Origin of the sequence: Companilactobacillus halodurans (genome assembly GCF_009600985.1) — a bacterium.
GTDB lineage: Bacteria > Bacillota > Bacilli > Lactobacillales > Lactobacillaceae > Companilactobacillus > Companilactobacillus halodurans.
In genome coordinates this window covers 1-24,599 of sequence record NZ_VDFP01000002.1, presented here as the reverse complement: position 1 = coordinate 24,599, position 24,599 = coordinate 1, and the positions used below count along the sequence as shown (strand labels likewise).

Sequence of the window (24,599 nt, the reverse complement as noted above, 5' to 3'; positions counted from 1 at the left end):
AAAAAAACTTTTAATTTTTTAATTAAGTAGTTTTATAGATAAATTTATTAGTTTCTCTATAAAAATAAATAAATCCATTTTGTTGGATCTAAGATTTTTAAAAAATTATCTAAAAAGTTTTTTTGAATGTTTTTTCTTCCCCGTTATTAAACGCCCCGCCAGTGTTTTAATTGTTGAAATTATTAAGCAAATAATTACATAACTAAAGAAAAATATTATATAGAATAATAGATTGCTCCCTCTCTCCATTTTTATCTTCTAGTAATGTTCTCTGTGTAATAATTATAAACACAGGACAAATTGTGAGGTTAACAATCCTCTATCATTATTTAAGTTCATGAAAATTTCACAGAGCAATTCTCTTATGAAATAAAAAAATAAGTATTTCATATCGAAAAAAATTAAACGATTATGAAATACTTATTTTTATTTTTTGTCTTTACTTTGGATGACAGCGACAATTCCACTTTCAAAGCTGAAATCAATCGTTCCTTTGACAAATTCATTACTGGCCCAACTGATTGGGTGACCAGCGCTGAAATCTTTTAATTTATATTTAGCATCGAACAAATTCAAATGCGTCACTGGTCCCAGGTTTACGAAAGCCACATACTGCATGCTATTTTCGTGATAAATCGTATAGCGACCGGGACGAAAGAATCTAATCGTATTCGTAGCTGCTTTAAAATACAATTTATCAAAAAAGTCTAAAAATCTTGGGTCATAGGGCAAGAACAAATTAACTAAAAAATGGTCAATTCTTCCGCCCGTGGCACCATAAACATAATATTCTTGAGGATTGAATTTTTCCCTAACTGCTAACAAACATAATTCTGAATCGGTATCATCTTTTTCTGGTGGAAATTTCTCAAAATCAGGTACGTTATCACGTAAGAGTTTTTGTTCCTTTTTCCCAATCGAGTCAAAATCGCCGATAACAATTTCTGGAATGATGCCGTTAGCCAAAAGATGCAAGCCTCCACGATCGGCACCAACCCATGGTCCAGGAATAGCTTTGATACTTTGGCTCAATTCATCAGGGTACTCACTTTCAGGACCGCCTAAGAGGATATTAACTCGTTTCATTATTCCTCTTTCTTTGCCAATTTCTTCAAGTTGTCGATCCTATCCTTCAGTCCATCTTGACCATTGAAAAGATATGAGCCGGCTACAAAAATATCTGCTCCTGCTTTGGAACATTTAGCAATTGTGTCAGCATTGATTCCACCATCAACTTCAATCTCAAAATCGTCGTCGGCTGCTGTTTGACGAAGTTGATCCAAACGTTGAATTTTCTTAATCATATTAGGAATAAATTTTTGACCGCCAAAGCCTGGATTAACTGTCATAACAAGAATCTGATCAATCACTGGGAATAACTCTTTAACTGTTTCTAAAGGCGTTCCCGGATTAACGACTACTCCAGCTTTAACGCCATAACTCTTGATTAAATCAATTGAACGGTAAATATGTTGCGTACTTTCAGCATGAACTAAAATCGTATCGGCACCAGCATCGACCATTGGTTTAACATATGCATCTGGATTTTCAATCATCATATGTACATCTAATGGTTTATCAGTGACTCTACACATCCCTTCGACCACGCTAGGACTAAAGGACATATTTGGAACAAAATGACCGTCCATAATATCAATATGGAATAAGTCTGCTCCAGCTTGTTCAGCTGCTTTCACGTCACGCTCTAAATTCATAATATCTGCAGATAAAATTGATGGTGCAATCTTTACTGTCATATAATTCAACTCCTCAATATCTTTTTTTGTACGAATTAATTTCGTTTAAAAAGTATAGATAATTGTCATAACGACTCTGCATTATCTTACCCTCGGCAAGTTCTTCTTTAACCTTACAATTTGGTTCATTAACATGACGACAGCCTCTAAATTGGCACTCGCCACTGTATCTCAAAAACTCAGGATATAACGTTGGTAACTCTTCTGGAGTGATTGTTTGTAAGTCAATCGATGAAAATCCGGGCGTATCAGCCACTAATCCGTCAAAAATATCGAATAGTGAAACTTGTCTAGTTGTATGTTTCCCACGATTCAAGGTTTGTGAGATTGCAGCTGTAGCTAGTCCCAAATCTTTATCAATATGATTCAACAAAGTTGATTTGCCAGCTCCTGATTGACCTGTAAAAACAGTCACTTTATTAGCAAAAGTTTGTTTGAGTTTATCGACCTGCTTTTCATTATAACTGTCTTGGTCATCAAATACTTGATATCCTGCCTCATGATAACCCGATAAAGTTTGTTTTAATTCTAAATATTGCTCATTTGTTAAGAGATCAGCCTTCGTTAAATAAATCAAAGGTGTAATCCCGTTATGCTCAATATTAAGCAAAATTTTATCTAATAAATTACTCGAAAAATTAGGCTCAGCTGATGAAGTAACCACGATTGCTTGATCGACATTAGCAATTGGTGGACGAACTAAACTGTTGTCACGAGGCAAAATTTCTAAAATATAGCCTAAATCGCCGGTGGCATCAAATTTAACTTTGTCGCCGACCAAAGGCTTAATCTTACGTTTTCTAAAATTGCCTCTGGCACGCGTGCGAATCAGTTCTTCACTTTCATCATCTAAGACATCATAAAATCCACTGATTGATTTTATAATTCTACCTGTTTTTTCCATACATCACCTATTTACTGAACCGCCTAGAACTGTCTTGTTATCACGTTCAACTACGTAGGATCCAGTTTGTCCATCTCTTAAATTGAAACTCAATGTTACTGGTGTATCTGCTGTTATCGTCATTGACTTATACGGCGTATTGATACTGTGGGTCGCATCAGAAATATAAATCGTCACTTCATTATCGCCATTGCTATCAAAAGGAACCGTGATTTCTTTATTTACCGTCGTCGTGCTTGACGAACTATTGCTATTATTGCTGTCATTACTGCTATTACTATCGCTGTCACTGTCGCTATCTTTATCGCTTGAATTAGACTTGCTTTCATCTTGGCCCTTAGAAATAACGACTGATAATGTGCCACCTTTAGCAATAGTACTATTTGCGGAAGGAGTTTGACTTATCAAGATTCCTTCCTCAGTTTCATCTGAATATTCATAAGAAGTACTCAAGGTCAAACCAGCTTCATCTGCATAATCTTGAATGCTCTTTAAATTATAACCCGTCAAATCACGTACTTTGACCATCTTCGGTTTGACGGTTTTAACTTTAGCTATCGTCAATGTCAAAGATTTATTCTTGGTAACGACTTTTTTGCCACCAGGAATACTTTGCTTAATAATTGTTCCTGCAGAATAATCATTCGTAGCTTTATATTTCAATTTGACTTTAAAACCACGTTTTTCCAAATTATCAGAAACGTCGTCATATTGTTTACCAACCAGCTTAGGGACTTTATAGTACTTAGCACCCAAGCTAACAACCAAATTAACTTTAGCGCCATTTTTCAATTTTAAACCTTTGACCGGAATTGATTTGATGACATGACCTGCTTCAATATCATCATCATTTTCTTTTGAAACATCGCCGGTCGACAGATTCGAGCTCTTCAACATGACTCCAGCTTGTTTGACTGTCAAATTATATAAATCAGGGACTGTCGTCTCTTGATTGCTTTTAATTACCATCGCTATCACAAACAATATCAATACTATTGGCACAAGTGACGCTAATAAAACAATCTTTCTCTTACGACTCATTTTCTTCTTGGGACGCTCTTCTTGCGAAGTAGATTCATCCTTTGATTCATCCAAAGGCTCCATTACTCGAGTTTCCTCTAAATCATTTATTGGAGTTGGGATAAATTTAGGTTCTTGGGAACGTTCTGGCATTAAACAAGTGCTAAGATCTTCACCCATTTCCTTGACCGATTGGTAACGTTGATCTGGGTCTTTAGCTGTTGCTTTTAAGACAACGTTTTCCAGCGGCTGGGGAATATTAGGATCAATTTTTTTCAAGTCAGGCATTTCTTCTTTAGAATGCTTCAATGCGACTGTTACGGCTGTGTCACCAGTAAAAGGTACATGCTTGGTCAATAATTCAAATAAAATTATTCCTAAAGCATAGATATCGGACAAAACGGTTGCTGAGCGTCCTTTGATTTGTTCTGGCGACATATAATGCACTGAACCTAAAAGCGAATTCGTACGCGTAATCGAACGTTCGCTTAAAGCTAGGGCTATTCCAAAATCAGACACTTTGACTTGTATCGGATCTTTTTTCTCTTCGACCAGAATATTTTCTGGTTTCAAATCACGATGAATAATTCCGTGCTCATGTGCATCTGAAACTGCCATACAAATTTGCTTCATTATATCGACAACTTCGTGATACGGAATTGGAAAATGCATCCGGATATATTTCTTCAAATTAGGTCCATCGACATATTCAATTACAATGTATTGCACTCCGTTGTCATTACCAACATCTAAAACATTTACTATGTTTGGATTCGAGAGACCACTAGTTGCCTTGGCTTCACGCCCAAATCTCCGTTTAACTGATTCGTCATCTTGAAGATCATATCGCAACGCTTTAACTGCTACTTTGCGATTTAACAGTGTGTCATTGGCTAAATAAACATTAGCCATTCCGCCTTCACCAAGTGTACCTAGAATCTCATAACGACCGCCTACTAGATAACCTTTTTCCATCTAATGATTACCTCCGTTATCTTTTGTAGAAAAGAGTAAGGCGGTGATATTGTCTCTTCCACCAGCAGAGTTAGCTTTGTCAACTAACAGATGACATTTAGCTTCCAAACTTATTTTTTCTGAGAGAATCTTTTTAATCTCTGGTTCTGGTACCATGTTAGTCAAACCATCGGTACATAACAAAATAATAGCATTTTCTACTAAGTCGAAGTCTTTAACTCGCGGCTGTACAGTTTGAGAAACGCCTAATGTTTGAGTAATAATATTTTTCTGAGGATGGTTCTTAGCTTCCTCAGGACTGATCTGACCTGTCTCCAATAATTCGTGAACTAATGAATGATCGACGCTCAATTGCTTCAAATCGCCGTCAGTATAGATATAACATCTTGAATCACCGACATTTACGACCATCATTTTGCCACCAACAAAGAAAACGCCAACCATAGTGGTCCCCATTCCGCTCAAATCATCGAACTGATTCGAAACGGAAACGATTCTGTCATTTTCCTTACTCAATTCGCGAATGATCCATTCGCGAAGCTCATCGATGTTGTCTACTTCAGATTCTTCAAAGTTATGTCCTAAATGGGATACAGCCATATCAGAAGCAACGTCACCACCACGGTGTCCGCCCATACCATCAGCCACGATTCCAAAAACAATGCCCTTTTTGTTCTTAAAGACATTCACATAATCTTGATTGTTTTCTCTGAGTTTTCCAACATCAGTTAATAACGCATATTCCATCAGTTCCAACCTTACCTCTTTAATTTTTTCTAACGAATGTTGCTATAAAGAATCCGTCTGTAAAGTAATCGCTAGGTAATACCTTGAGCATACCATCTTTAACTGATTTATCCAGCACAGCTTCATGCTTAACTGGCTCTATCGCAAAATTATCATGCTTTGCTAAGAATTTCTTTACGACCATTTCGTTTTCTTCTTCATCAAAAGTACAAGTACTGAAAACTAATTTTCCATTCACTTCTAATAAATCAACTAAACTATCCAAAATTTGCAACTGTACTCTTTGTAAGTTTAAAAGATCTTCTTCTTGACGGAAGTATCTTAATTCAGGTTTTCTTCTAATCAAACCTAACCCAGAACAAGGAGCATCAACTAAAATTCGATCAAATTTTGTGTTGAGGACATCCTTGGCTTTTCGAGCATCGATTGCTCCGGTACTAATAATATCGCTATAACCCATTCTTTGGCTATTATCACGAATCAACTTAGTTTTGTGTTTGTGAATATCCAAAGCTGTAACTTCGCCATCTTTAATATAACTGGCAATATGAGTAGTCTTGCCACCAGGAGCAGCACAGGCATCTAGTACGTGACTGTCAGGCTTGATATCTAATGCTGGAGCAACCAACATTGAACTCTCATCTTGAATCGTATATAGTCCATCCCTAAATTCATCCGTATTGACCAAATTGCCGCCATCACAAACTAGTCCAACTGAAGAAATTTTACTTTGATGAACTTCAAATCCTTTATCATTTAAAATCTTTTTCAAATCCGCCACAGTTGTCTTATTAGTATTAACGCGAATCGAGACGCTGGAAGCTTGATTGATCGACTTCAAAATTTCTTTAGCTTTAGCTAAGCCTTGCTGCTCAATAAATTGACTTACTAACCAACGTGGCACGCTATATAAGCGACTTAAATCGTAAACTGAATTACTTTTTGGCAATTGTTTATAGCCATTACGTTGAAAATTACGTAAAACCGCGTTAACTAAATTACCGGCACCACGATTGGCTTTTACTTTAGCAATTTCAGTCGATTCATTTAAAACCGCATGAGCTGGAATTTTATCTAAGTAAACCAGTTGGTAAATCGCAGTTTGTAATAATAAATCTAGCCACAAGTCTAATTTCTTATCTTTCAAATATGGTTCCAATTGATATTCCAAAACATATTTATTTTGAATCACGCCATAAACAATATTTGTCATCAAACGACTATCAGCATCTGACAAATCGGCCTTATTTAAAATATTATTGATTTCGATATTTGAATAAGCTCTATTTTGAAAGATTCTAGTTAATGCTTCCACAGCTAATTCACGGGGATTATTTTTCATTGATAACTTGTTGTCCTTTTTCTAAGTTTTTGCCTAATCCGTTCATATAATTGGCAATATCCATTTCTTTTTTACCGGCTGGTTGAATCTTTTTAATTGAAACGCCATTTTTGTCACCGGCAACAATAATAAGTTTCTTCTTGCCCAAATCATAAACGGTTCCAACATCTTGGTCAGTATCGATGTCCACGACTTCAGTCTTGTATAACTTAGTCCGTTGACCATCTAACATTGTCCAAGCACCCGGATCAGGGCTTAAAGCTCTAATTTGGTTGAAAACTTGTTGTGCTGATTTAGTAAAATCAATTTTTTCTTGTTCTTTGGAGATATTAGGTGAGAAAACAACCTTATCTGGATCTTGTTTAATAGGCGTAATATCATTGCTTAAAATCTTAGGAATCGTATCTAGCAATAATTCACGACCAACAATAGCTAATTTTTCAAACAAACTGCCATTATCATCGTCTTTTGAAATTGGCAATTTTTCTTGACTGATAATATCGCCGGCATCCATTCCCTTGACCATGTACATAATGGTAATCCCTGTTTCCTTATCACCATTTAAGAGCGACCATTGGATTGGAGCGCCACCACGATATTTTGGCAAAAGTGAGCCATGCACATTGATTGCCGCAACTTTAGCTGAATTCAAAAAACTTGTAGGCAAGAATTGTCCGTAAGCAGCTGTGATAATCAAATCAGCCTTCAATTCTTTTAACTCTTCAACTTCTGGACTACCAGGCAATTTTGCTGGTTGATATAATTTAATATTCTCTTCTTCAGCAATTAATTTAACTGGACTCTTTTGAAGTTTTTGTTTGCGTCCAACTGGCTTATCTGGTTGCGTTACGGCCGCTATAACGTCATACCCTTCTTTAAGAAGTCCCCGAAGCACAGTAGCGGAAAATTCTGGTGTTCCTAAAAATATTACTTTTGTCATTCAATCACCCTCGCTTAATCAATATGTTGTGGTTCGTTATCAATTGCAATTGTATATCCTTGTTTAGCATCAGCTTGCGTTTCATTTAGAATTTCAAGCAATCGTTGATGTAAATTTGGCTCATGTTTATATTTTACAATAATTTGATAATAATATTTATTTTGTTTTCTTGAAATCATCGTCGGACTAGGTCCCAAAAGAATCGCATCCTTAGACAATGCCCCTTGGAGCTGCTTTTTTAACCAATAACTCTGTTTCAAAGTTTTTCCTTCATCTTGATTAGCAACACTAATCAAAGTCGTGAAATAGTATGGCGTGTAATTGGATTGATGACGGATAAACATTTCCTGTTTGAAAAATGTTTCGTAGTCTTGCTTGGCGGCATCCTTAATTGCATAGTGATCAGGATTAAACGTTTGAATTACTACTTTACCAGGCTTTTGAGCTCGACCGGCTCGACCACTGACCTGCGTTAAAAGTTGAAAGGTCCTCTCACTGGCTCGAAAATCTGCCAAACTCAAAGTCGTATCAGCATTGATTACTCCAACCAAGGTAACATCTGGAAAATCTAAGCCTTTAGCAATCATCTGCGTGCCCAACAAAATATCAGCTTGATGTTGGCCAAATTTGGCTAGAATTTTTGCATGAGCACCCTTTCTTCTAGTCGTATCGACATCCATTCGTAAAATTCTTGCTTCAGGAAACAAATCATTCAGTTGTTGTTCAATATTTTGTGTGCCAGTCCCATAAAAGCCAATCTTCTTGCTGCCACAATTGGGGCAAGAATTTGGTACGGGTTCTTCATGACCGCAATAATGACACTTCATTCGACGTAAATCTTTATGATAAGTCAGCGAAACATCACAATTGGGACACTTCAAAACAAATCCACATTCACGACACATCATGAATGATGAATAACCGCGACGATTTAACAAAACGATTGCTTGTTCATGCCGATTTAAAGTTTCTTGTAGATGTTCTTTTAAGGCTGGTGAAAAATCACCTTTAACTGCAGAATTTTCAGCATCCCGCATATCGACGATTTGTACATGTGGCAAATTTTGGTTATTGATTCTCTTGGTCATCCTAATCAAGTGATAAACGCCCTTTTGCGCTCTGGCTCTTGATTCTAGTGACGGAGTCGCACTTCCTAAGACCACTGGACATTTGTTGACTTGTGCTCGCCACAACGCTACGTCTCTTGCATGATATCTAGGATTATCGTCTTGTTTATAACTAGCCTCATGTTCCTCATCAATTATAATCAAACCGATTTTTTCTAAGGGAGCAAAAACGGCACTTCTAGCGCCAACAACCACTTTTACACGATGATTTTCAATCCGAGTCCATTCGTCATAACGCTCGCCACTAGATAAACCGCTATGTAGGACCGCTACTTGATCACCGAAACGACCAACCACTCGATTGACCATCTGTGGCGTTAAGGAAATTTCTGGAACTAGCATCAAAGCCGTTTTTCCCTTTTTAATAGCTTTTTCAATTGCCTGGAGATAAACTTCTGTCTTACCACTCCCTGTGACTCCTTCAATCAAGTAAGTCTGTGGGTCTTCTTTAACAATCGAGCTATTAATTTTATCGACGGCAGTTTTTTGTTCAGGAGTTAAATCTAAATTTGTAGTTTTCTTAGCATTTATTCCAACTGGTTTACGTAATTTAGTGACTTCAACTACTTTAACTAAATTATTTTTTTCAGCTGTCTTGATTGCTGCTCTTGAAATTCCATATTCTTTTTGCAAAACATTAAATTCGACTGGAAGATCTCCTAAATGGTTGGCTAAAAAGTCGAGCAATTTTATTTGTGCTTTAGCATTAGCACGTAATTTACTCTTTTGTTCATGGAGTTGAATCACATTCAAATCTGTCGTCACAGCCTGACGCTTTATTTGTAAAGCGTGATTTTCCACAACATATTGAATATCTACTTTTTTTGCCTTTCGTAGTTTATTAATTTTCCTGACAGTTTTTTCATCAGTTTGATTAGTTATCTCTAGAGTTTGGGCTCCATTTAGCAAATTTTCCACTTCAGAATCGTTTTTAGCATCATCTAATGGAATCACATATTCTTTATATTTAGCCCGCATTACGCTTGGCAACATAGTCTGTAAACAGGATATCTGAAAAGAATACGTCCGATCAGCTAGCCAATAAGATAAGTCCAACATTTCTTTAGATAAAACTGGCTTTAAATCGATCACACGTATAATAGGTTTTAATTTGCCTTGAAAGTCACTAGTATCTTTAACCTTCATGACAAATCCTTGTATTCTTCTTTTACCTCGACCAAATGGGACTTCCACCCTCATACCGGCAACAACTACATCTTCTAATGCTTCTGGTATCTGATATTCAAATGGTCGATTAGTTTGCATAGTAGGTACATCAACAATCACTTCAGCTACTGACATAAAAACCACCTATTTAAATTTTTCACTTAAGAATAAAAAAGCCCCCACTAATTCGAAAATCAGTGAAGGAATAATTTTATTCGTTTTCTTCTTTTTTCTCTTCTTCAACCTTTTCGGCTTCTTTTTCAAGAAGAATTGAATTAGGATCTATTTCAATCTTGTCATCAGCAATTTCCTCAAAAGCACGACCAACTGTTCTTGGTGATTCATACTTGTTCAATAATTCAATATCGCCAGCTTCTAATTGGTGAGCTCTCTTAGCAGCTAAAACTGCTAGTGAGTAACGAGAATCAACTCGATCTAAAAGTTTATCAATGGATGGATAAATAATCATAACTTATCAATCTCCTATTATTTTTTTATATTTATCAATTACACGTGGCACTCTTAAGTGTTCACTTCTAATTATACCTTCAATTTTTTCAACTGCATTAGGTATTTTATCATTAGCGACGGCATAGTCATAGCTTGTCATCATTTGAATTTCTTTTTTGGCTTTTTCCATGCGCTTATCAATAGTCTTTTCATCATCAGTTCCACGATGAGTGATTCTATCTCTTAAGCTAGTCAAATCAGGTGGCGTAAGGAAAATAAACACGCCATCGGGCATCTTTTCACGGACTTGCATTGCACCATTAACTTCAATCTCCAATAAAACGTCAATTCCAGCATCTAGCTTTTGATTGACGTACTTTAAAGGAGTTCCATAGTAATGATCAACGTATTTAGCATATTCAAGCATTCCGCCATTTTTTATTTCTTCTTCAAATTCATCATTTGTTCGGAAATAATAATCGACTCCATCGACTTCTCCGGGACGCATTTGGCGAGTAGTCATCGAAACAGAATAATCAAATTTAATTGAAGAATTCTTTAACATTGCTTTGCGAACAGTTCCTTTACCTACTCCAGATGGACCTGATAAAACGATTAACATTCCCCTTGACATAATTAAAATATCCCTACTATCTATTTATAATATGTTATCTATCATGCAATAAATTCATATGTTTTTCAAGACTTTAGGCTTTTACATGATAAAAATTACTTAAGAAATAACAAAATAAAGTTGCTCTTTCGAACACAGGTTCGTATAATGTAAGTACAAACAAGTGTTCGGGGGCTTAAAAATGCAAGCAAGACAATTACGTAATCGTTTCACTGCAAATTTAATCAACAATACAACCAATTTTATTAATAACAATTTTGATTTTAACATCAAAACTGCACCCAAAATCAAAATAAAGCAAATGCCTTTAATGCAATTAGAAATTTTTGCAGAACAAAGTTTCCAAAAAAATTATTCTGTCGTTATTACAATGTTAAACGACAAACAAGTTCAAGGCAAATTTGTTTCACAAGTTAATCAAAATAAATACGTTTTTCAGGTCAATTCCAAGCTTTTTAGCATCGTTTCGTTAAATTTAGTTAAGTCGATTAATTTAATCTAAGCGTTTTTGTTCGCCTTGAGCTAATTCCAACAATTCTTGGGCATGTTCTCTGGTTAAGTCAGTTACCTTAGTCCCTGCTAACATCAATGATATCTCTTCAATTCTTTGGTGATCGTTAAGTAATGAAACTTTTGTTTCAGTTTTATCCTTAACGGTCTCTTTTTTTATCTCAAATTGTAAGTCGCTCATTGCTGCCACTTGAGGCAAGTGCGTAATGCAAAGAACCTGCAATGATTGTGAAACTTTATAGATTTTATCGCCAATGGCTTGTGCAACACGGCCGCTGACACCAGTATCTATTTCATCAAAAACAATCGTTTCCACATTCATCTTTTCGGCAATAATTGCTTCGAAAGCTAAAATCACTCGAGAAAGCTCACCGCCAGAGGCAACTTTAACCAATGGCTTGTAGTCTTCACCAACATTAGTCTTCAAATCGAATTGAATTTGATCAATCCCATTATCAGCCAATGATTCATCACCGGAAACAAACGATACTCCAAATTTAGCATTAGGCATGTATAAATCTTTTAATTGATGATTAATCGATTTTTCCAAAGTCGTGGCTGTTTTATGACGCTTTTTCGATAAATCTTTTCCCAGATCAATCAATTCAGACTGCAATTTATCTATTTCAGAAGTTAATTTATCTTCAGTGTTGTCATCAATATCAATTTCTGACAGTTCTTGATGAGCTTTTTTACCAAAGTCGATTACTTCATCTAAGGTAGGACCATATTTCTTTTTCAAACTATCTAAAGTAATTAAACGCTTTTGAATATTATCCAAACGGCCTTCATCAAAATCTAAATTTTCTAATTGGTCGGAAATCGTCGCTGCATTATCTTGCAATTGATAATAAGCACCATTAACTGAATCATATAATTCTTTATAAGAATTATCATAATCCATAATATCTTCTAATTGATCACGAACATTACCTAAAGCGTCGACCACACCCACATTATTTTCAGACAAACCGCGATAGCTTTCTTGTAAAGCTGAACTGATTTTTTCAAAGTTAGCTAATTGATTTTTTTCATCTTCTAGCTGGTCATCTTCTCCAGCCTTTATTTGTGCACTGTCAATCTCTTCAATTTGAAATTTCAACATATCGATTCGTTGAGCCAAATTCTGAGAATTTTTTTGAATCGTGCGCAAGCGGCTGCGCTTTTCCTGATAATTGGTATAAATATTTTGATACTTGGCCAATTGCTTTTGAAATTTATCATCAGCAAAACGATCCAAAATATTAATATGATTTTCTTCATCAAGTAATTCTTGTTGTTGATTTTGACCATGAATCTCAACAAGGAATTGGCCCATTTGTCGTAAAACATTGGTCTTAACTAATTCATTATTGACCCGACAAACATTACGACCTTTGCGATTGATTTCTCGTTTGATAATGATTTGACGATCTTCATGAGCAATTCCGTATTCGTCCAATATAGCAAAAAGAGGACTACCTGATTTGACCTCAAATAGTCCTTGTACTTTTAATTGCTCCTGCCCTGTTCTAATAAAATCAATCGATGATCTACTTCCAACCAATAATCCTAAGGCATCGATAATAATTGACTTACCGGCACCAGTCTCACCAGTTAAAGCAGTCATCCCATCACGAAAATCAATCTGTAATTTATTGATGATTGCAAAATTATTGATTATTAGTTTTTTTAGCATTATTTCACCTATTTATTGAGATTTGAGTATGCTGCTTCCATTGTTTGTTCAATTGAAACACTATCTAGGATTTCGCCAGCTTGTTTCTCTTCTGGTTTTCTGATATGCATTAAAAATTCAATATTTCCTTCGCCACCCTTAATTGGTGAGAAGTCTAAACCGGAAACGATAAATCCGGCATTTTTAGCAAAACTAGTTATTTTTTCTAGAACCATTTGGTGAACTTTATGGTCGCGAACGATTCCATGTTTACCAACGTTTTCAGGCCCAGCCTCAAATTGGGGCTTAATCAAGCAAACAGCATCTGCACCCGGTAAAATGATGTTGAACATTGGTGGCAAAATTAGTTCCAAAGAAATAAATGAAACATCAGTCATCGCAAATTGTGGCAAGCCTTCTTGAAAATCTTCTGGTTTGCTGTATCTAAAGTTGACACGTTCCATAACGACAACTCGTTTATCTTGACGCAATTTCCAAGCTAATTGATTGTAACCAACATCCAAGGCATAGACCTTAGTAGCACCATTTTGTAAGGCGACATCAGTAAAGCCACCTGTGGAGGAACCAATATCAAGACAAATACGGTCGCTCAAATCAATATCAAACGACTTAATTGCCTTTTCTAGTTTGTAACCGCCACGGCTGACATATTTACTATGTGCATTCTTGGCCAAATGAAAAATAGTATCCGGATCAACTTTTTCACCCGGCTTGTCAAAGCGTAAATTGTCTTGATTATAAACTTCACCAGCCATCACGGAGCGCTTAGCTTGTTCTCTTGATTCAAATAAATTTTGTTCAACTAATAAAACATCAATTCTTTTTTTTGCCAATATGTGTCACCTATTCTTTAAAATAATCCAAAAAGTTTACCAATAAATTCTTATCGAATTTTTCTTCTTTTAAAACTGCGTTGAGTGCTTGCTTGATTAAATCGGCTAATTTATCTTCAGTGGCTTTTTTACCAATCAAATTTGGGAAAGTATTCTTATCAGCATCTTCACCATCATCAGCGTCATCTAAGTCATCTTTAAGCTGAAAAGCGAGACCAATGCTGTTGGCATACAAAACCAAATTCTTCGATAACTCGTGATCGGCGCAAAAAGCCCCGATAGTCACGGCAGCAACAATCAAATCGGCCGTCTTTTCTTGATGCAAAGTAGTCAAATCTTTCTCTGATAGCTTCTTATCTTCCATGGTGATATCAGTCATTTGGCCAGCAACCATTCCCATAGGACCGGCGTTGTGGGCCAAAATTCTAACAGCAGCCATACGTTTATCAGTATTTAAATTAGACTTAGCAATCCAATAAAAGGCTTGCGTCAACAGACCATCGCCTGCTAAGACAGCTGGACCGACTCCAAATTTCTTATGATTAGCTAATTTGCCACGACGATAATCGCTATCATCCATTTCAGGCAAATCATCGTGAATCAAAGAATAAGTATGAACTAATTCAATTGCTCCAGCAATATCAAAATAATCTGATAAATCTTCCAACTTGACGCCGGAAGAATAAGCAGTAGCTAAAAATAGCATTGGGCGAACTCTCTTGCCGCCTGCATTGAGCGAATACAGCATTGCTTCTCTTAATGTGTCTTGTTTGACCTCAGAATTTAGCTTATCATTCAAAAATTTATTGAAATCAGGTAAAACCTGTTCGCAAAACTCTGGAAACTTTTTAATTTGCATTACTAATCATTTCCTTCATCTTGATTGCTTTGATCATTTTTCACATCAATTTCTTGACCATCTTTAGTCATGATCTTAGTCACTGTCTGTTCAGCGTCACTAAGTGTTTTTTCAAGTTCTTTACTTAAAGTAACACCTTTTTTGAATTTTTCCATGGCCTCTTCTAAGGGAACATTCCCTGATTCAAGGTTGGTAACAATTGCCTCAAGATCAGCCAAATTTTCTTCAAATGTTTTCTTTTTCTCAGCCATTATTATCCTCACTTACTTCTTTGGTCATTAACTTTACACTACCATTTTTAACTTTTAGGTCAACTTCTTGATTGACCTGATAATCAGTCACGTCTTTTAAAACCTTACCCGCTTTATTGGTTGGAATTGCATAACCACGACTTAGAGTCTTCAAAGGACTTAAAGAATCAAGCGTTGCGACCTGACTATTAAATATATTACGATTTTTATTGATAACTTTATTTACATTATTGATTAAAATTTGATAGTAACGATTTACCTGATTGCCGTAACTATAAATTTTATCTCGAGGTGAAACTTGAACTAAACGATTAGCATCTTGAATCAATCTCGTTTTAGATTGATTCAAATTATTAGTAACGTTTTGACGCAATTTATCTTGCAAATAATCAACTTTTTGTAAGTAAACGTCATAGATTCGCTCTGGATGCTGCAAAAAGACGTTCTGAGACAATGAATCGACCCTTTGCTTGTCGTTATTAATAATATTCATTTGTGCCCTGTAAAGGCGTGTCTGCAAGTCCTGCAAATGAGTTATGACATCACTTAAAACAGGAGTTGCCAATTCTGCAGCAGCCGTAGGTGTAGCTGCACGTAAATCAGCCACCAAATCAGCAATCGTGGTATCAGTCTCATGTCCAACTGAACTAATAACAGGAATCTTGCTTTGCACGATTGCTTGAGCCACTATTTCTTCATTAAAAGGCCATAAGTCTTCAATTGAACCACCGCCACGACCAATGATAATCGTATCGTAATTGCCATCTTCATTGATTCGTTTTAATTGTTGCACGATTGTTCCAGCAGCTTCTTCACCTTGGACTACCGCTGGATATAAAACGATTTGTACGATTGGAAAACGTCTTGCAACAGTAGTCATAATATCATGGATGACTGCACCAGATTGACTCGTTACCACTGCGATTCGCTTAGGAAATTTAACGATTTCTTTTTTGGGCAAATCAAATACGCCCTGAGCAGCTAACTTTTTCTTTAACTGCTCATAAGCCGCATATAAAGCCCCCAAACCAACTGGTTCCATCGAATCAATATAGATTTGATAAGAGCCAGAGGGTTCATAAAGAGAAATTCTGCCTTGAACTAAGACTTGCATCCCCTCTTCAGGTTTAAATTTCACCTTTTCGAATTTACTTTTAAACATTATCGCTGAAATCTTGCTTTTATCATCTTTCAAAGAAAAATATTGGTGACCATTTTTCCTTAATCGAAAGTTAGATATTTCGCCCATTAAATAGACGTGTCCCAAATAAGGGTCCACGTCAAATTTTCTTTTTAAGTATTGGCTCAAAGCGGTAACTGTTAAATACTTATCACTATCCATTTGCCCTGCCTTCAGCTAATTCAATCACTTGGTCAACCAAAGCTGTGATTGTCATCGGACCAACGCCACCTGGAACAGGTGTAATCATTGAAACTTTATCGGAAACATCATCGAAATCAACGTCGCCACAAAGTTTTCCATTTTCATCACGATCCATTCCTACATCGACCACAATGGCTTGGTCTTTGACGTAGTCTTTTTTGATGAACTTAGCTTGACCAATGGCTACAACTAGCACATCAGCCTTACTTGTGATTTCTTTAAGGTTCTTAGTGTGAGAGTGCGTAATCGTAACAGTGGCATTACGATCAAGCATTAAAGCAGCCGTTGGCTTACCAACAATATTGCTACGACCAACGATCACAACATTTTTGCCATCAAGATCAACCTTATAGTGGTCGAGCATCATTAAAATACCTGAAGCTGTAGCTGGTTTTGTCAGAGGTGTACCAATCCAGAGATTTCCAACGCTGATAGGAGTAAAGCCATCAACGTCTTTTCTTGGATCAATTGCTTCAATTACCTTATCTTCATCAATATGATCTGGAACTGGTAATTGAACGATGAAGCCATCAATATTTTTATCATGGTTCAGTTCATCGATTTTTGTTAACAATTCTTTTTCAGTTACATCTTGTTCAAAATGAATCAATTGAAAATTAATTCCCAATTTTTCAGCACGGCGTTTCTTATTACGAACATAAACAGCACTAGCACTGTTGTCACCAACTAAAATCACGGCTAGTCCAGGAGTAACGCCCTTAGCTTTCAATTCTTCAACTCGTTTTGTCATTGTTTCATCTAATGCTTGAGCTACTTTTTTACCTTCTAATAATTTCACACTAATCACCATAAAAAGGCTGGTAAATATACCAGCCCTTACCCTTCTACAAAATTAGATAAAATACCATTAACGAAGGACTTTGAGTCCTTATCTCCAAAATCGCTAGCTAAAACGATAGCTTCATCGATAGCTACTTTTCTTGGAACTTCCAAACTGTTTTCCATTTCAAATAACCCAACATGTAAAATTACGCGATCGATTTTGGACAGACGTTGGACTGTCCATTTATTCTTCAAATGAGCGGCAATTTCTTTATCAAGTTCATCTTGATGTTCAACTACACCTGAAACTAAAAAAGTTAAATAATCTGGTACCGCTTCATCAGCTAAATCGCATAATTGCATGGTAGAAGAAATAGCGTCTTGCGGAGCATCCTTAGTAGTCTCGATAGAAAATAGTGATTGAACTGCGAGTTCTCTGATTTTATGTCTACTTATCACTAGTTTTATTCCTTTTTATCTGTTGTTACACGTTCTATTTCGCCAGTTTCTTTTTTAGCGATCAATCCTACAACATGTACGTTAATTTCACTTAAATCTAAATCGGTCATGAATTCAAGTTGCTCAATGGCTGATTTTTGAATCTCCAATGATACTTTGGGAATTGATACGCCATAATCCAAATATACATATACATCTGCAGATATTTTGTCATCATTGAATGACACATCAACGCCCTTACCATGGTTGATTCTTCCGAAAAGTGAATCTATTCGACTAGAAATAGTTCCGCGCATTTCGTATACACCATCAACTTGATTTGTAGCAATCCCTAACAGGATTTCAATAACCTGATGTGATATTTCAACATTACCGTTTATTTTTCCACTATCTTGTTGTAGAGAAACATATTTTTGTTCAGCCATAAACTTATCTCCATAATCAGTTATTAATTAGCACGTGAAATGTAAGTACCATCTTGTGTATTAATTGTTAACATATCGCCTTCATTGACGAAGAATGGCACTTGCACAACAACACCGGTTTCCATAGTAGCTGGTTTTGAGCCACCTGATTGTGTGTCGCCCTTGATTGATGCTTGAGTTTCGACAACCTTGAGGTCAACAGTGTTTGGTACATCGACACCAATTGTTTCACCATTATACATCAAAACGCTAACTTCCATGTTTTCTTTCAAGTACTTCAATTGTTCTTGAATTTGTTCTGCTGGGATAGTCAACTGTTCGTATGTTGTTGTATCCATGAAGACGTGGTTTTCACCATCAGCATATAGATATTGCATCTTCTTGTTTTCGATGTTAGCTTTTTCAACTTTAGCAGTTGATCTAAAAGTCATTTCTTGAACGGCACCAGTTCTTAAGTTCTTTAACTTTGAACGAACAAAGGCGCTACCCTTACCAGGCTTAACATGCTGGAATTCTACAACACGCCAGATACCATCTTTTACTTCAATTGTTAATCCATTTTTAAAATCATTTACAGAAATTGACATTCTATTCTCCCTTAGTTCATAAAATTTGCCGATAGAACACTACACATTATCTTACCAATATTTTAGTACTAATGGCAATAACTCATACTTATTATATAAAAAAAAGAGGAACATTGTCCTCTTTTAATCAATATCTTAGTATACTGAAACTTTCTTTCCGTCTTTGCCAAGTCTTTCGAACTTAACAACGCCATCAGTAAGTGCGAACAATGTATCGTCGCCACCGCGACCAACATTAGCACCTGGGTGAATCTTTGTACCACGTTGTCTGTAAATAATTGAACCAGCAGTAATAGCTTGTCCATCAGCACGTTTAGCACCTAATCTACGACCAGCTGAGTCACGGCCGTTACTTGTTGATCCACCACCTTTATGGTGAGAGAAAAATTGTAAATTCATCTTAAGCATGAAGTTTACCTCCTAATCAAGATCTATTTTATTTTTTTGTACTTGGACTTCAATGTTTTTGGAATAACTGCCCTCAATATCTTTCAATATCCAAAATAAGTTATCCAATAACAAGGCAGTATCGTGTGATATCGCTTTGTCAAATTGGCAGCCGAGATGACCACCATTTACCTCATCCATGACAACCTGAGGTTTGGCCTTAGTAAGTTTTTCCAGATTATTGATTGTTCCAATCGTGACTGCCGAAACGGCGGCACAGACTAAATCTTGACCGTATGGCCCTGAGTCAGCATGCCCTTTAATTAAGAAAGAATCAATCTGTTGATCTGAATTCTGGTGAAAACTTGCCCTAATCATGATTAAGCCTTGATACTATCGATAAGTACCTTTGTATATGGTTGACGGTGACCTGTCTTTGTGTGTGAATGCTTCTTAGGTTTGTACTTGTAAGTAACAACTTTCTTTTCCTTACCTTGTTTTTCAACCTTACCAGAAACACTAGCACCTTCAACAACAGGGCTACCAACTTTAACAGACTTGCCGTCAGAAACTAAGATTACATCATCAAATGTAACTGCGTCCCCTTCTTTGACATCAAGCTTTTCAACATAAATTGAAGAATTTTCTTCAACCTTATATTGCTTACCACCAGTTTTAATAATTGCGTACATAAGCGTACACTCCTTTCTAAGACTCGCCAACTAGGTGCACATAGCTTAAACCTAATTTTGAGCGGTTGTAGATGCAATAGTGATTGCAACTTATAAAATATAGCAAATTTTGCTTGACTTTTCAACCGTTATAAGAACTTTTTTTAGTTTTCCAAACGAATTTTTTTAAACTCAAATATCCTAATCCAATAAATCCAACTAAGTTGATTAGAAGCAAAAGTATACTTATTAAATTATATCGTGAATGAATCTCAATAATATTTTTACCAGGATGCGTTCTTAATTGCAATGTTTGTCGTTTAGATGTCGTCACTTTTACAGACTCATTGTTCAAATGCACACGATAGCCATCATATCTTTGAATTGGCAAATCCAATTGAACTGATTTTGGATTGTAGTATTGAATCCAGTAGTCGCTTTTTTTCGTATAAAAAGTTACTTTTGTTTTTTTACCATTGGCTAAAAATTTTGGTTGGATTTGGCTCGCGTGATCGTGATAATCAAGTACAAACTTTTCATAATTTACATTTTCACTAGTACTTAACGTCTTTTTAAAGTTTAATTGTTGCGCCTGTTCAAAAACGAGAAGACTGAGGCCACTCACAAAAGCAATTACCAGCAAAAGTTTCCAAACGCTTGAGGTCTCTTGAAAAATCATAATAATTATTCGACTTACGATAATAGTCAAAAACAAATCCAGAATACCTAACAAAGCTGGATAAAGCCGGCTTACTTCGATTCCCGGAATTTTTAAGCGATAAAATAGGCTCAAAATCAATGGAATCATTTCTATCAGAATGATTTTATAACTGAAATTGCTCTTTAGAAAAATTAACAATAATAATAGAACTAATAAAATTAAAATTCCTAACAAAAGATATTGTTTCATCAACGATAAATTCAAGTTTTGGTACATAGTTACAAAATTAGGATTTTTAATTCCAGCTTGCCTAAACTTTGTTTGCCATTGTTTTAAGAACAGTGGCCCTATAAAACCAATTGTCGTCAAAAAAGTCATTCCTAAAAGTAATAATCCATTTAAAATCAATTGACCCCAATACTTCCAATGATGGGTCGTTTTAGAAAAAATCATTAGTGGGATTGCTAGGATAATTGTTAGCAAAACGGCAATTGCCATATATGGAGAAGTCCAAATCACCAACAGCATCCCCCAGGTCAACAAATGCCAGTCTTTATTCTTTAAAAAACAAAATAATCCGTAATAGACCATTGGCAAAAAGATCATGACTAAATAATTTTCGATTCGCTGTTCCAAAAAAACCTGAAAAAATCTATTCAAGGAAAAAGTATAAATGACTGATACTAATAACGATTCAAAGGTATCTTTTGAAAAACGTTTCATATAATAATAAGCGCTCACGAAAGTTAAAAAAGTTATCAGCGTTAAATAGGTTGCAAATCCATACGAAATATTGGTATTTAAAAAGATAAAACCAGACAAAATAGTCAGCCACGGGCTAAACAAGTTGATTTGGCTTCCGGAATGATTCCAATAATCAAAATTGATTGGCGAAGAAAAAATATTTTCCAGACTCTTCAGATGGGCAATATTAAAAATCATCGTGTCGCTGAAAGCAGCTTTTTGAAAAAACATAACACTATAAAAAATGCTTAACAATAAAAAAATAATCCCTAAAATTATTCTTTTCCATGAACGATTAGACATGGGATGACTCCCTTTTATTAATAATTTATAAAATTATTATACTAAAAAAGGATTGTGCTATACTACACAATCCTTTGATAATATTCATTTTTTTACTACACAGTTAATGTAGTCATAACTAGACGTCCTAAAATTAAGAAGAAAAAGACTGCTACAAATACTAATTTCCCCTGTCTAATGTTAAGTTTCGTTAAGACTTTCGTTATTAATATCAATGCAATGATTAGACCAACGCCGATTAAGACGCCCATTAAATTACTAATAATTGCTTCTTGCGTCAAAAACGCAGCAAAAACATCTATAAGAATGAAAGCAATTGTAATCATAAACGCAAACTTTCTTTTCAAAATTCGTCCACCTCTAAAATCCCAAGCATTAAAAACGCTTAAACTCAAAGCATAACCGTTTCATTGTAAGTTCTACTTATAATTTTTGCAAGGTACATTTTTATCGGTAACCTATAAACGTTCATGTGACAGTATTTATTTTTTTATAATTTGTAAGACTGCCATGGTAAATCATCTGGATAACGATGACCTATGATTGAAACACTCTTCAAATCATCTGAATCTAGCTCCAAAACTAATCGATCATTGTCGTACAAGGGCCATTCGTACTTGATATCTTCCACATATGGCTTACCAGTGGCGATAAAGTCTCGTAGAAGATTCAAGAAATTCCGGCGGTTCTTACGATAATCGATATTAATTTCAGTTTCTGGTGTATTTAAATAACGAATAACTCCACCGTGCTGTCCTTCATATACCCTAGCTAAATTACAATAAACCTCTGCATCGCTTCTTTGGGTCAATAGTTCAGCTAATCGTCTGCCTGGCAATGTATACATCGCCATTCCAAGCATTTTGACAAATTCATTTTTAGAATATGGTTCTTTAATCAAAGACTGCTTTAAAATGCCAGCATTTTCACCAAATAAATCGACCATCACCTCATTTTCCAAATGATTGATATTCATCTTCCGATATGCACCTAATTCATTAGTACCGGCGGAAATGATTGTCTTAAAATGTGTCCTCTTGACACGCTGAATCAATTTATCTTGCCAATTGCTTGAAATTAAATCATCATCAATGACTGGTCCGAACCAATTAGTTGAGATATGAGTCCCTAAGGTATGCTCCTGTACTAATTGTAGTCCATCATCTGTCAAATTGAAAAGGTCCTGAGTCGATTTTATATTATTGTCTCGACAAATATTTTCTGTAACCTTTTTAGCTGTTTGTAAATCTCTGATTGTTTGAACTCCACCAGAAAAGACAATTATTTTTTTTACCCAATCTAAAAGGTTTGAATTCGAAGACATTAAAGCACTAACTGATTTTGCCCCAGCTGATAAACCTACTAAAGTAAGATTCTTGATATCGCCACCGAAACTTTTGGCATTGTCGATGACCCACTGAATCGCCATCAATTGGTCAGATAATCCAACATTAGTATCTCCGCCCTCGACTTTACTCCAGCCGAAGAGTCCTAAACGATAATTTGGAACCACGTGAACGACTGACTCGTGGTCAAGCCAAGACATCTGTTTACTGTGATTTCCACCTCTTAAGAATCCTCCACCATACAATTCAATAACAATTGGATATTTTCCTTCTATATCAGGGGTACAAATATCAAGATTCAAACAATTTTCGCCGAAGCGTAATTTATTCGACTGATCCAAAGCTTCATCTTGCATTGGTTGAACGCCATGGTGTACGGCATAATGAAGCTTATTTACTTCATTTGGTCCAAATTTTGCTAGAGAAAATTCTTCAGCTCGTTTAAATCTCCGACCATAACCAAAAGGAATTCCTAGAAAATCAATGTGATCATGGTCAACGGTTCCGTGATAAGTACCTGTGGTAGTTTTTATTATCTTCTTCATTAATAAACCCCCAATGAACAAAATACCGATTTAGTTAACATTTTAAACTAATAATAATAATGTACAAGATTTTCATGTAATCAGTCTAACAATAAACTTATATGTAAAATATTCTCAATTTTCCTTGTCTAGTTAAATAGTCTTGTATATAATTTCAAAGATATGTTTTTTAAGGGAGAGAAATATATGGTATTAACAGACGCTCAAAAGCGTGCCAATGAAAAATGGCACAAGAACCACCGTGATCGCGCAAACTATATTGCAATGCGTTCATCGGCTCGAAGCTTCATCAGAAAAAAGTCAACACTAGATGATTTAATCGAACTTCAAAACATTATTGAAGATCGTCGGAAAGAATTATCTGCAGATCCAGAGTAATCAAATTTAATTAAAATATATAGTCATATTTGATTCAAAAATCTTTTTTGCCGAAATAAGAGCTATTTTTATGTCAAATGTAATAATTTTGTTATAATATTGTCATAGATAGGGGAAACGGAAGCCTTATCTTAAACGCAAAAGTCCAGAAGCTGATGACGTAAAAAGCTGCAATTATTTCGGAGATGAAGATTATGAAATTGACAAATTGGATCAAATCATTATTAAAAGCCGAAAAAAACGAGACTTCCACTCATGATAGAGAAGTACTATCCGAACTAGAAGCCGAGAACAAGGCTTTTATCTTTGGCAAATGACGCAATTTTAGTAAATTATTATAAGGGTCGGTCCGCTTAATTTTAAGTGGACCTTTTATTTTATCTTAACTAAGATTTTTTTAATTTATATTGAAATTTACATTGACATAAATAGAACCTTTTCACTATAATAGTAAAAGTGATGTTACAGTGGCTCAGTTGGATAGAGCAACGGTCTTCTAAACCGTAGGTCGTGAGTTCGAATCTCACCTGTGACATTTTTTTATATCATTTAGCCACTAGATGCCTGTCTAGTGGCTTTTTTTATTTTCTAAATCAAAATTCATGACGGCGAATTTTATAATCAAGTTAGCCACTTTCAATAAAATTCCAAAATAAAAACACCAAGACGAAAAAATCAGGTATCATTGGAGTTCTCCACAAACAATGAAAGAGGTTTTTCGTCTTGATGCAA

Annotated in this window: 28 protein-coding genes, 1 tRNA gene and 1 other annotated feature; of the genes, 4 read left to right on the top strand and 25 right to left on the bottom strand. The window is 35.6% G+C overall.

Annotated features, from left to right (window positions below; translation table 11 throughout):
- Window positions 1-426: 426 nt before the first annotated feature.
- From FHL06_RS01450 to gmk, 10 genes are all read right to left on the bottom strand, one after another.
- A complete protein-coding gene (locus FHL06_RS01450; protein ID WP_153384473.1) occupies window positions 427-1,086 on the bottom strand; it encodes a thiamine diphosphokinase in 660 nt (219 codons plus the stop codon).
- Entirely contained in the window at window positions 1,086-1,757 is a 672-nt protein-coding gene (rpe, locus tag FHL06_RS01445) for a ribulose-phosphate 3-epimerase (RefSeq protein WP_153384472.1), read from the bottom strand. Before rpe ends, FHL06_RS01450 begins: the two co-directional genes overlap by 1 nt.
- A gap of 13 nt (window positions 1,758-1,770) precedes the next feature.
- Window positions 1,771-2,661, bottom strand: a complete 891-nt coding sequence (gene rsgA / locus FHL06_RS01440) for a ribosome small subunit-dependent GTPase A (protein WP_153384471.1) — start codon at window positions 2,659-2,661, stop codon at window positions 1,771-1,773.
- 3 nt (window positions 2,662-2,664) lie between these two features.
- Entirely contained in the window at window positions 2,665-4,656 is a 1,992-nt protein-coding gene (pknB, locus tag FHL06_RS01435; RefSeq protein WP_153384470.1) for a Stk1 family PASTA domain-containing Ser/Thr kinase, read from the bottom strand.
- The gene (locus FHL06_RS01430; protein WP_153384469.1) at window positions 4,657-5,403 is read right to left on the bottom strand and encodes a Stp1/IreP family PP2C-type Ser/Thr phosphatase; all 747 of its coding nucleotides are present in this window, start codon (window positions 5,401-5,403) and stop codon (window positions 4,657-4,659) included.
- Window positions 5,404-5,422: 19 nt separating this feature from the next.
- On the bottom strand, window positions 5,423-6,745 hold the full coding sequence (gene rsmB / locus FHL06_RS01425) for a 16S rRNA (cytosine(967)-C(5))-methyltransferase RsmB (protein WP_153384468.1): 1,323 nt from the start codon (window positions 6,743-6,745) through the stop codon (window positions 5,423-5,425).
- On the bottom strand, window positions 6,735-7,685 hold the full coding sequence (gene fmt / locus FHL06_RS01420; RefSeq protein ID WP_153384467.1) for a methionyl-tRNA formyltransferase: 951 nt from the start codon (window positions 7,683-7,685) through the stop codon (window positions 6,735-6,737). Before fmt ends, rsmB begins: the two co-directional genes overlap by 11 nt.
- A 14-nt stretch (window positions 7,686-7,699) precedes the next feature.
- The gene (priA, locus tag FHL06_RS01415; protein WP_153384466.1) at window positions 7,700-10,114 is read right to left on the bottom strand and encodes a primosomal protein N'; all 2,415 of its coding nucleotides are present in this window, start codon (window positions 10,112-10,114) and stop codon (window positions 7,700-7,702) included.
- Window positions 10,115-10,190: 76 nt separating this feature from the next.
- On the bottom strand, window positions 10,191-10,448 hold the full coding sequence (rpoZ, locus tag FHL06_RS01410) for a DNA-directed RNA polymerase subunit omega (protein WP_153384465.1): 258 nt from the start codon (window positions 10,446-10,448) through the stop codon (window positions 10,191-10,193).
- Between the two features lie 6 nt (window positions 10,449-10,454).
- Window positions 10,455-11,066, bottom strand: a complete 612-nt coding sequence (gene gmk, locus FHL06_RS01405; RefSeq protein WP_337692517.1) for a guanylate kinase — start codon at window positions 11,064-11,066, stop codon at window positions 10,455-10,457.
- A gap of 178 nt (window positions 11,067-11,244) precedes the next feature.
- Here gmk and FHL06_RS01400 point away from each other — a divergent pair, with 178 nt between their 5' ends.
- Window positions 11,245-11,565, top strand: a complete 321-nt coding sequence (locus FHL06_RS01400) for a hypothetical protein (RefSeq protein WP_153384463.1) — start codon at window positions 11,245-11,247, stop codon at window positions 11,563-11,565.
- On the opposite strand, the gene recN is transcribed toward FHL06_RS01400, so the two are convergent.
- From recN to FHL06_RS01325, 15 genes are all read right to left on the bottom strand, one after another.
- Window positions 11,557-13,251 (bottom strand): DNA repair protein RecN, encoded by a 1,695-nt coding sequence (recN, locus tag FHL06_RS01395; protein ID WP_153384462.1) that lies wholly within the window; start codon window positions 13,249-13,251, stop codon window positions 11,557-11,559. The genes FHL06_RS01400 and recN overlap by 9 nt on opposite strands.
- Before the next feature lie 8 nt (window positions 13,252-13,259).
- Window positions 13,260-14,084 (bottom strand): TlyA family RNA methyltransferase, encoded by an 825-nt coding sequence (locus tag FHL06_RS01390; RefSeq protein WP_153384461.1) that lies wholly within the window; start codon window positions 14,082-14,084, stop codon window positions 13,260-13,262.
- Between the two features lie 10 nt (window positions 14,085-14,094).
- A complete protein-coding gene (locus tag FHL06_RS01385; RefSeq protein WP_153384460.1) occupies window positions 14,095-14,943 on the bottom strand; it encodes a polyprenyl synthetase family protein in 849 nt (282 codons plus the stop codon).
- Between the two features lie 2 nt (window positions 14,944-14,945).
- Window positions 14,946-15,194: an exodeoxyribonuclease VII small subunit gene (locus FHL06_RS01380; RefSeq protein WP_153384459.1), complete on the bottom strand. Its 249-nt coding sequence runs from the start codon at window positions 15,192-15,194 to the stop codon at window positions 14,946-14,948.
- On the bottom strand, window positions 15,187-16,536 hold the full coding sequence (gene xseA / locus FHL06_RS01375; RefSeq protein ID WP_153384458.1) for an exodeoxyribonuclease VII large subunit: 1,350 nt from the start codon (window positions 16,534-16,536) through the stop codon (window positions 15,187-15,189). The genes FHL06_RS01380 and xseA overlap by 8 nt, the downstream gene beginning before the upstream one ends.
- Window positions 16,529-17,389: a bifunctional 5,10-methylenetetrahydrofolate dehydrogenase/5,10-methenyltetrahydrofolate cyclohydrolase gene (locus FHL06_RS01370; protein ID WP_153384457.1), complete on the bottom strand. Its 861-nt coding sequence runs from the start codon at window positions 17,387-17,389 to the stop codon at window positions 16,529-16,531. Before FHL06_RS01370 ends, xseA begins: the two co-directional genes overlap by 8 nt.
- Before the next feature lie 26 nt (window positions 17,390-17,415).
- Complete coding sequence (nusB, locus tag FHL06_RS01365; RefSeq protein WP_162000186.1) at window positions 17,416-17,820, bottom strand: transcription antitermination factor NusB; 405 nt, start codon at window positions 17,818-17,820, stop codon at window positions 17,416-17,418.
- 5 nt (window positions 17,821-17,825) lie between these two features.
- The gene (locus FHL06_RS01360; protein ID WP_153384456.1) at window positions 17,826-18,245 is read right to left on the bottom strand and encodes an Asp23/Gls24 family envelope stress response protein; all 420 of its coding nucleotides are present in this window, start codon (window positions 18,243-18,245) and stop codon (window positions 17,826-17,828) included.
- A gap of 23 nt (window positions 18,246-18,268) precedes the next feature.
- The gene (efp, locus tag FHL06_RS01355) at window positions 18,269-18,832 is read right to left on the bottom strand and encodes an elongation factor P (protein ID WP_153384455.1); all 564 of its coding nucleotides are present in this window, start codon (window positions 18,830-18,832) and stop codon (window positions 18,269-18,271) included.
- 135 nt (window positions 18,833-18,967) lie between these two features.
- Window positions 18,968-19,240, bottom strand: a complete 273-nt coding sequence (gene rpmA, locus FHL06_RS01350; RefSeq protein WP_153384454.1) for a 50S ribosomal protein L27 — start codon at window positions 19,238-19,240, stop codon at window positions 18,968-18,970.
- A gap of 12 nt (window positions 19,241-19,252) precedes the next feature.
- Window positions 19,253-19,597, bottom strand: coding sequence for a ribosomal-processing cysteine protease Prp (locus FHL06_RS01345; RefSeq protein ID WP_153384453.1), 345 nt, complete (start codon window positions 19,595-19,597; stop codon window positions 19,253-19,255).
- Window positions 19,598-19,599: 2 nt separating this feature from the next.
- Window positions 19,600-19,911: a 50S ribosomal protein L21 gene (gene rplU / locus FHL06_RS01340; protein ID WP_059073571.1), complete on the bottom strand. Its 312-nt coding sequence runs from the start codon at window positions 19,909-19,911 to the stop codon at window positions 19,600-19,602.
- A gap of 9 nt (window positions 19,912-19,920) precedes the next feature.
- Window positions 19,921-19,988: a sequence feature (ribosomal protein L21 leader region), on the bottom strand.
- 44 nt (window positions 19,989-20,032) lie between these two features.
- Entirely contained in the window at window positions 20,033-21,598 is a 1,566-nt protein-coding gene (locus FHL06_RS01335) for a hypothetical protein (RefSeq protein WP_153384452.1), read from the bottom strand.
- Between the two features lie 95 nt (window positions 21,599-21,693).
- Entirely contained in the window at window positions 21,694-21,945 is a 252-nt protein-coding gene (locus FHL06_RS01330; protein ID WP_153384451.1) for a hypothetical protein, read from the bottom strand.
- A 143-nt stretch (window positions 21,946-22,088) separates the two neighbouring features.
- A complete protein-coding gene (locus FHL06_RS01325) occupies window positions 22,089-23,489 on the bottom strand; it encodes a carboxylesterase family protein (protein WP_153384450.1) in 1,401 nt (466 codons plus the stop codon).
- Between the two features lie 186 nt (window positions 23,490-23,675).
- On the opposite strand from FHL06_RS01325, the gene FHL06_RS01320 reads away from it, so the two are divergent.
- From FHL06_RS01320 to FHL06_RS01315, 3 genes are all read left to right on the top strand, one after another.
- On the top strand, window positions 23,676-23,867 hold the full coding sequence (locus FHL06_RS01320) for a hypothetical protein (RefSeq protein WP_153384449.1): 192 nt from the start codon (window positions 23,676-23,678) through the stop codon (window positions 23,865-23,867).
- A gap of 194 nt (window positions 23,868-24,061) precedes the next feature.
- On the top strand, window positions 24,062-24,184 hold the full coding sequence (locus tag FHL06_RS14880) for a hypothetical protein (protein WP_272950434.1): 123 nt from the start codon (window positions 24,062-24,064) through the stop codon (window positions 24,182-24,184).
- A 144-nt stretch (window positions 24,185-24,328) separates the two neighbouring features.
- Window positions 24,329-24,402, top strand: a tRNA-Arg gene (locus tag FHL06_RS01315).
- Window positions 24,403-24,599: the final 197 nt, after the last annotated feature.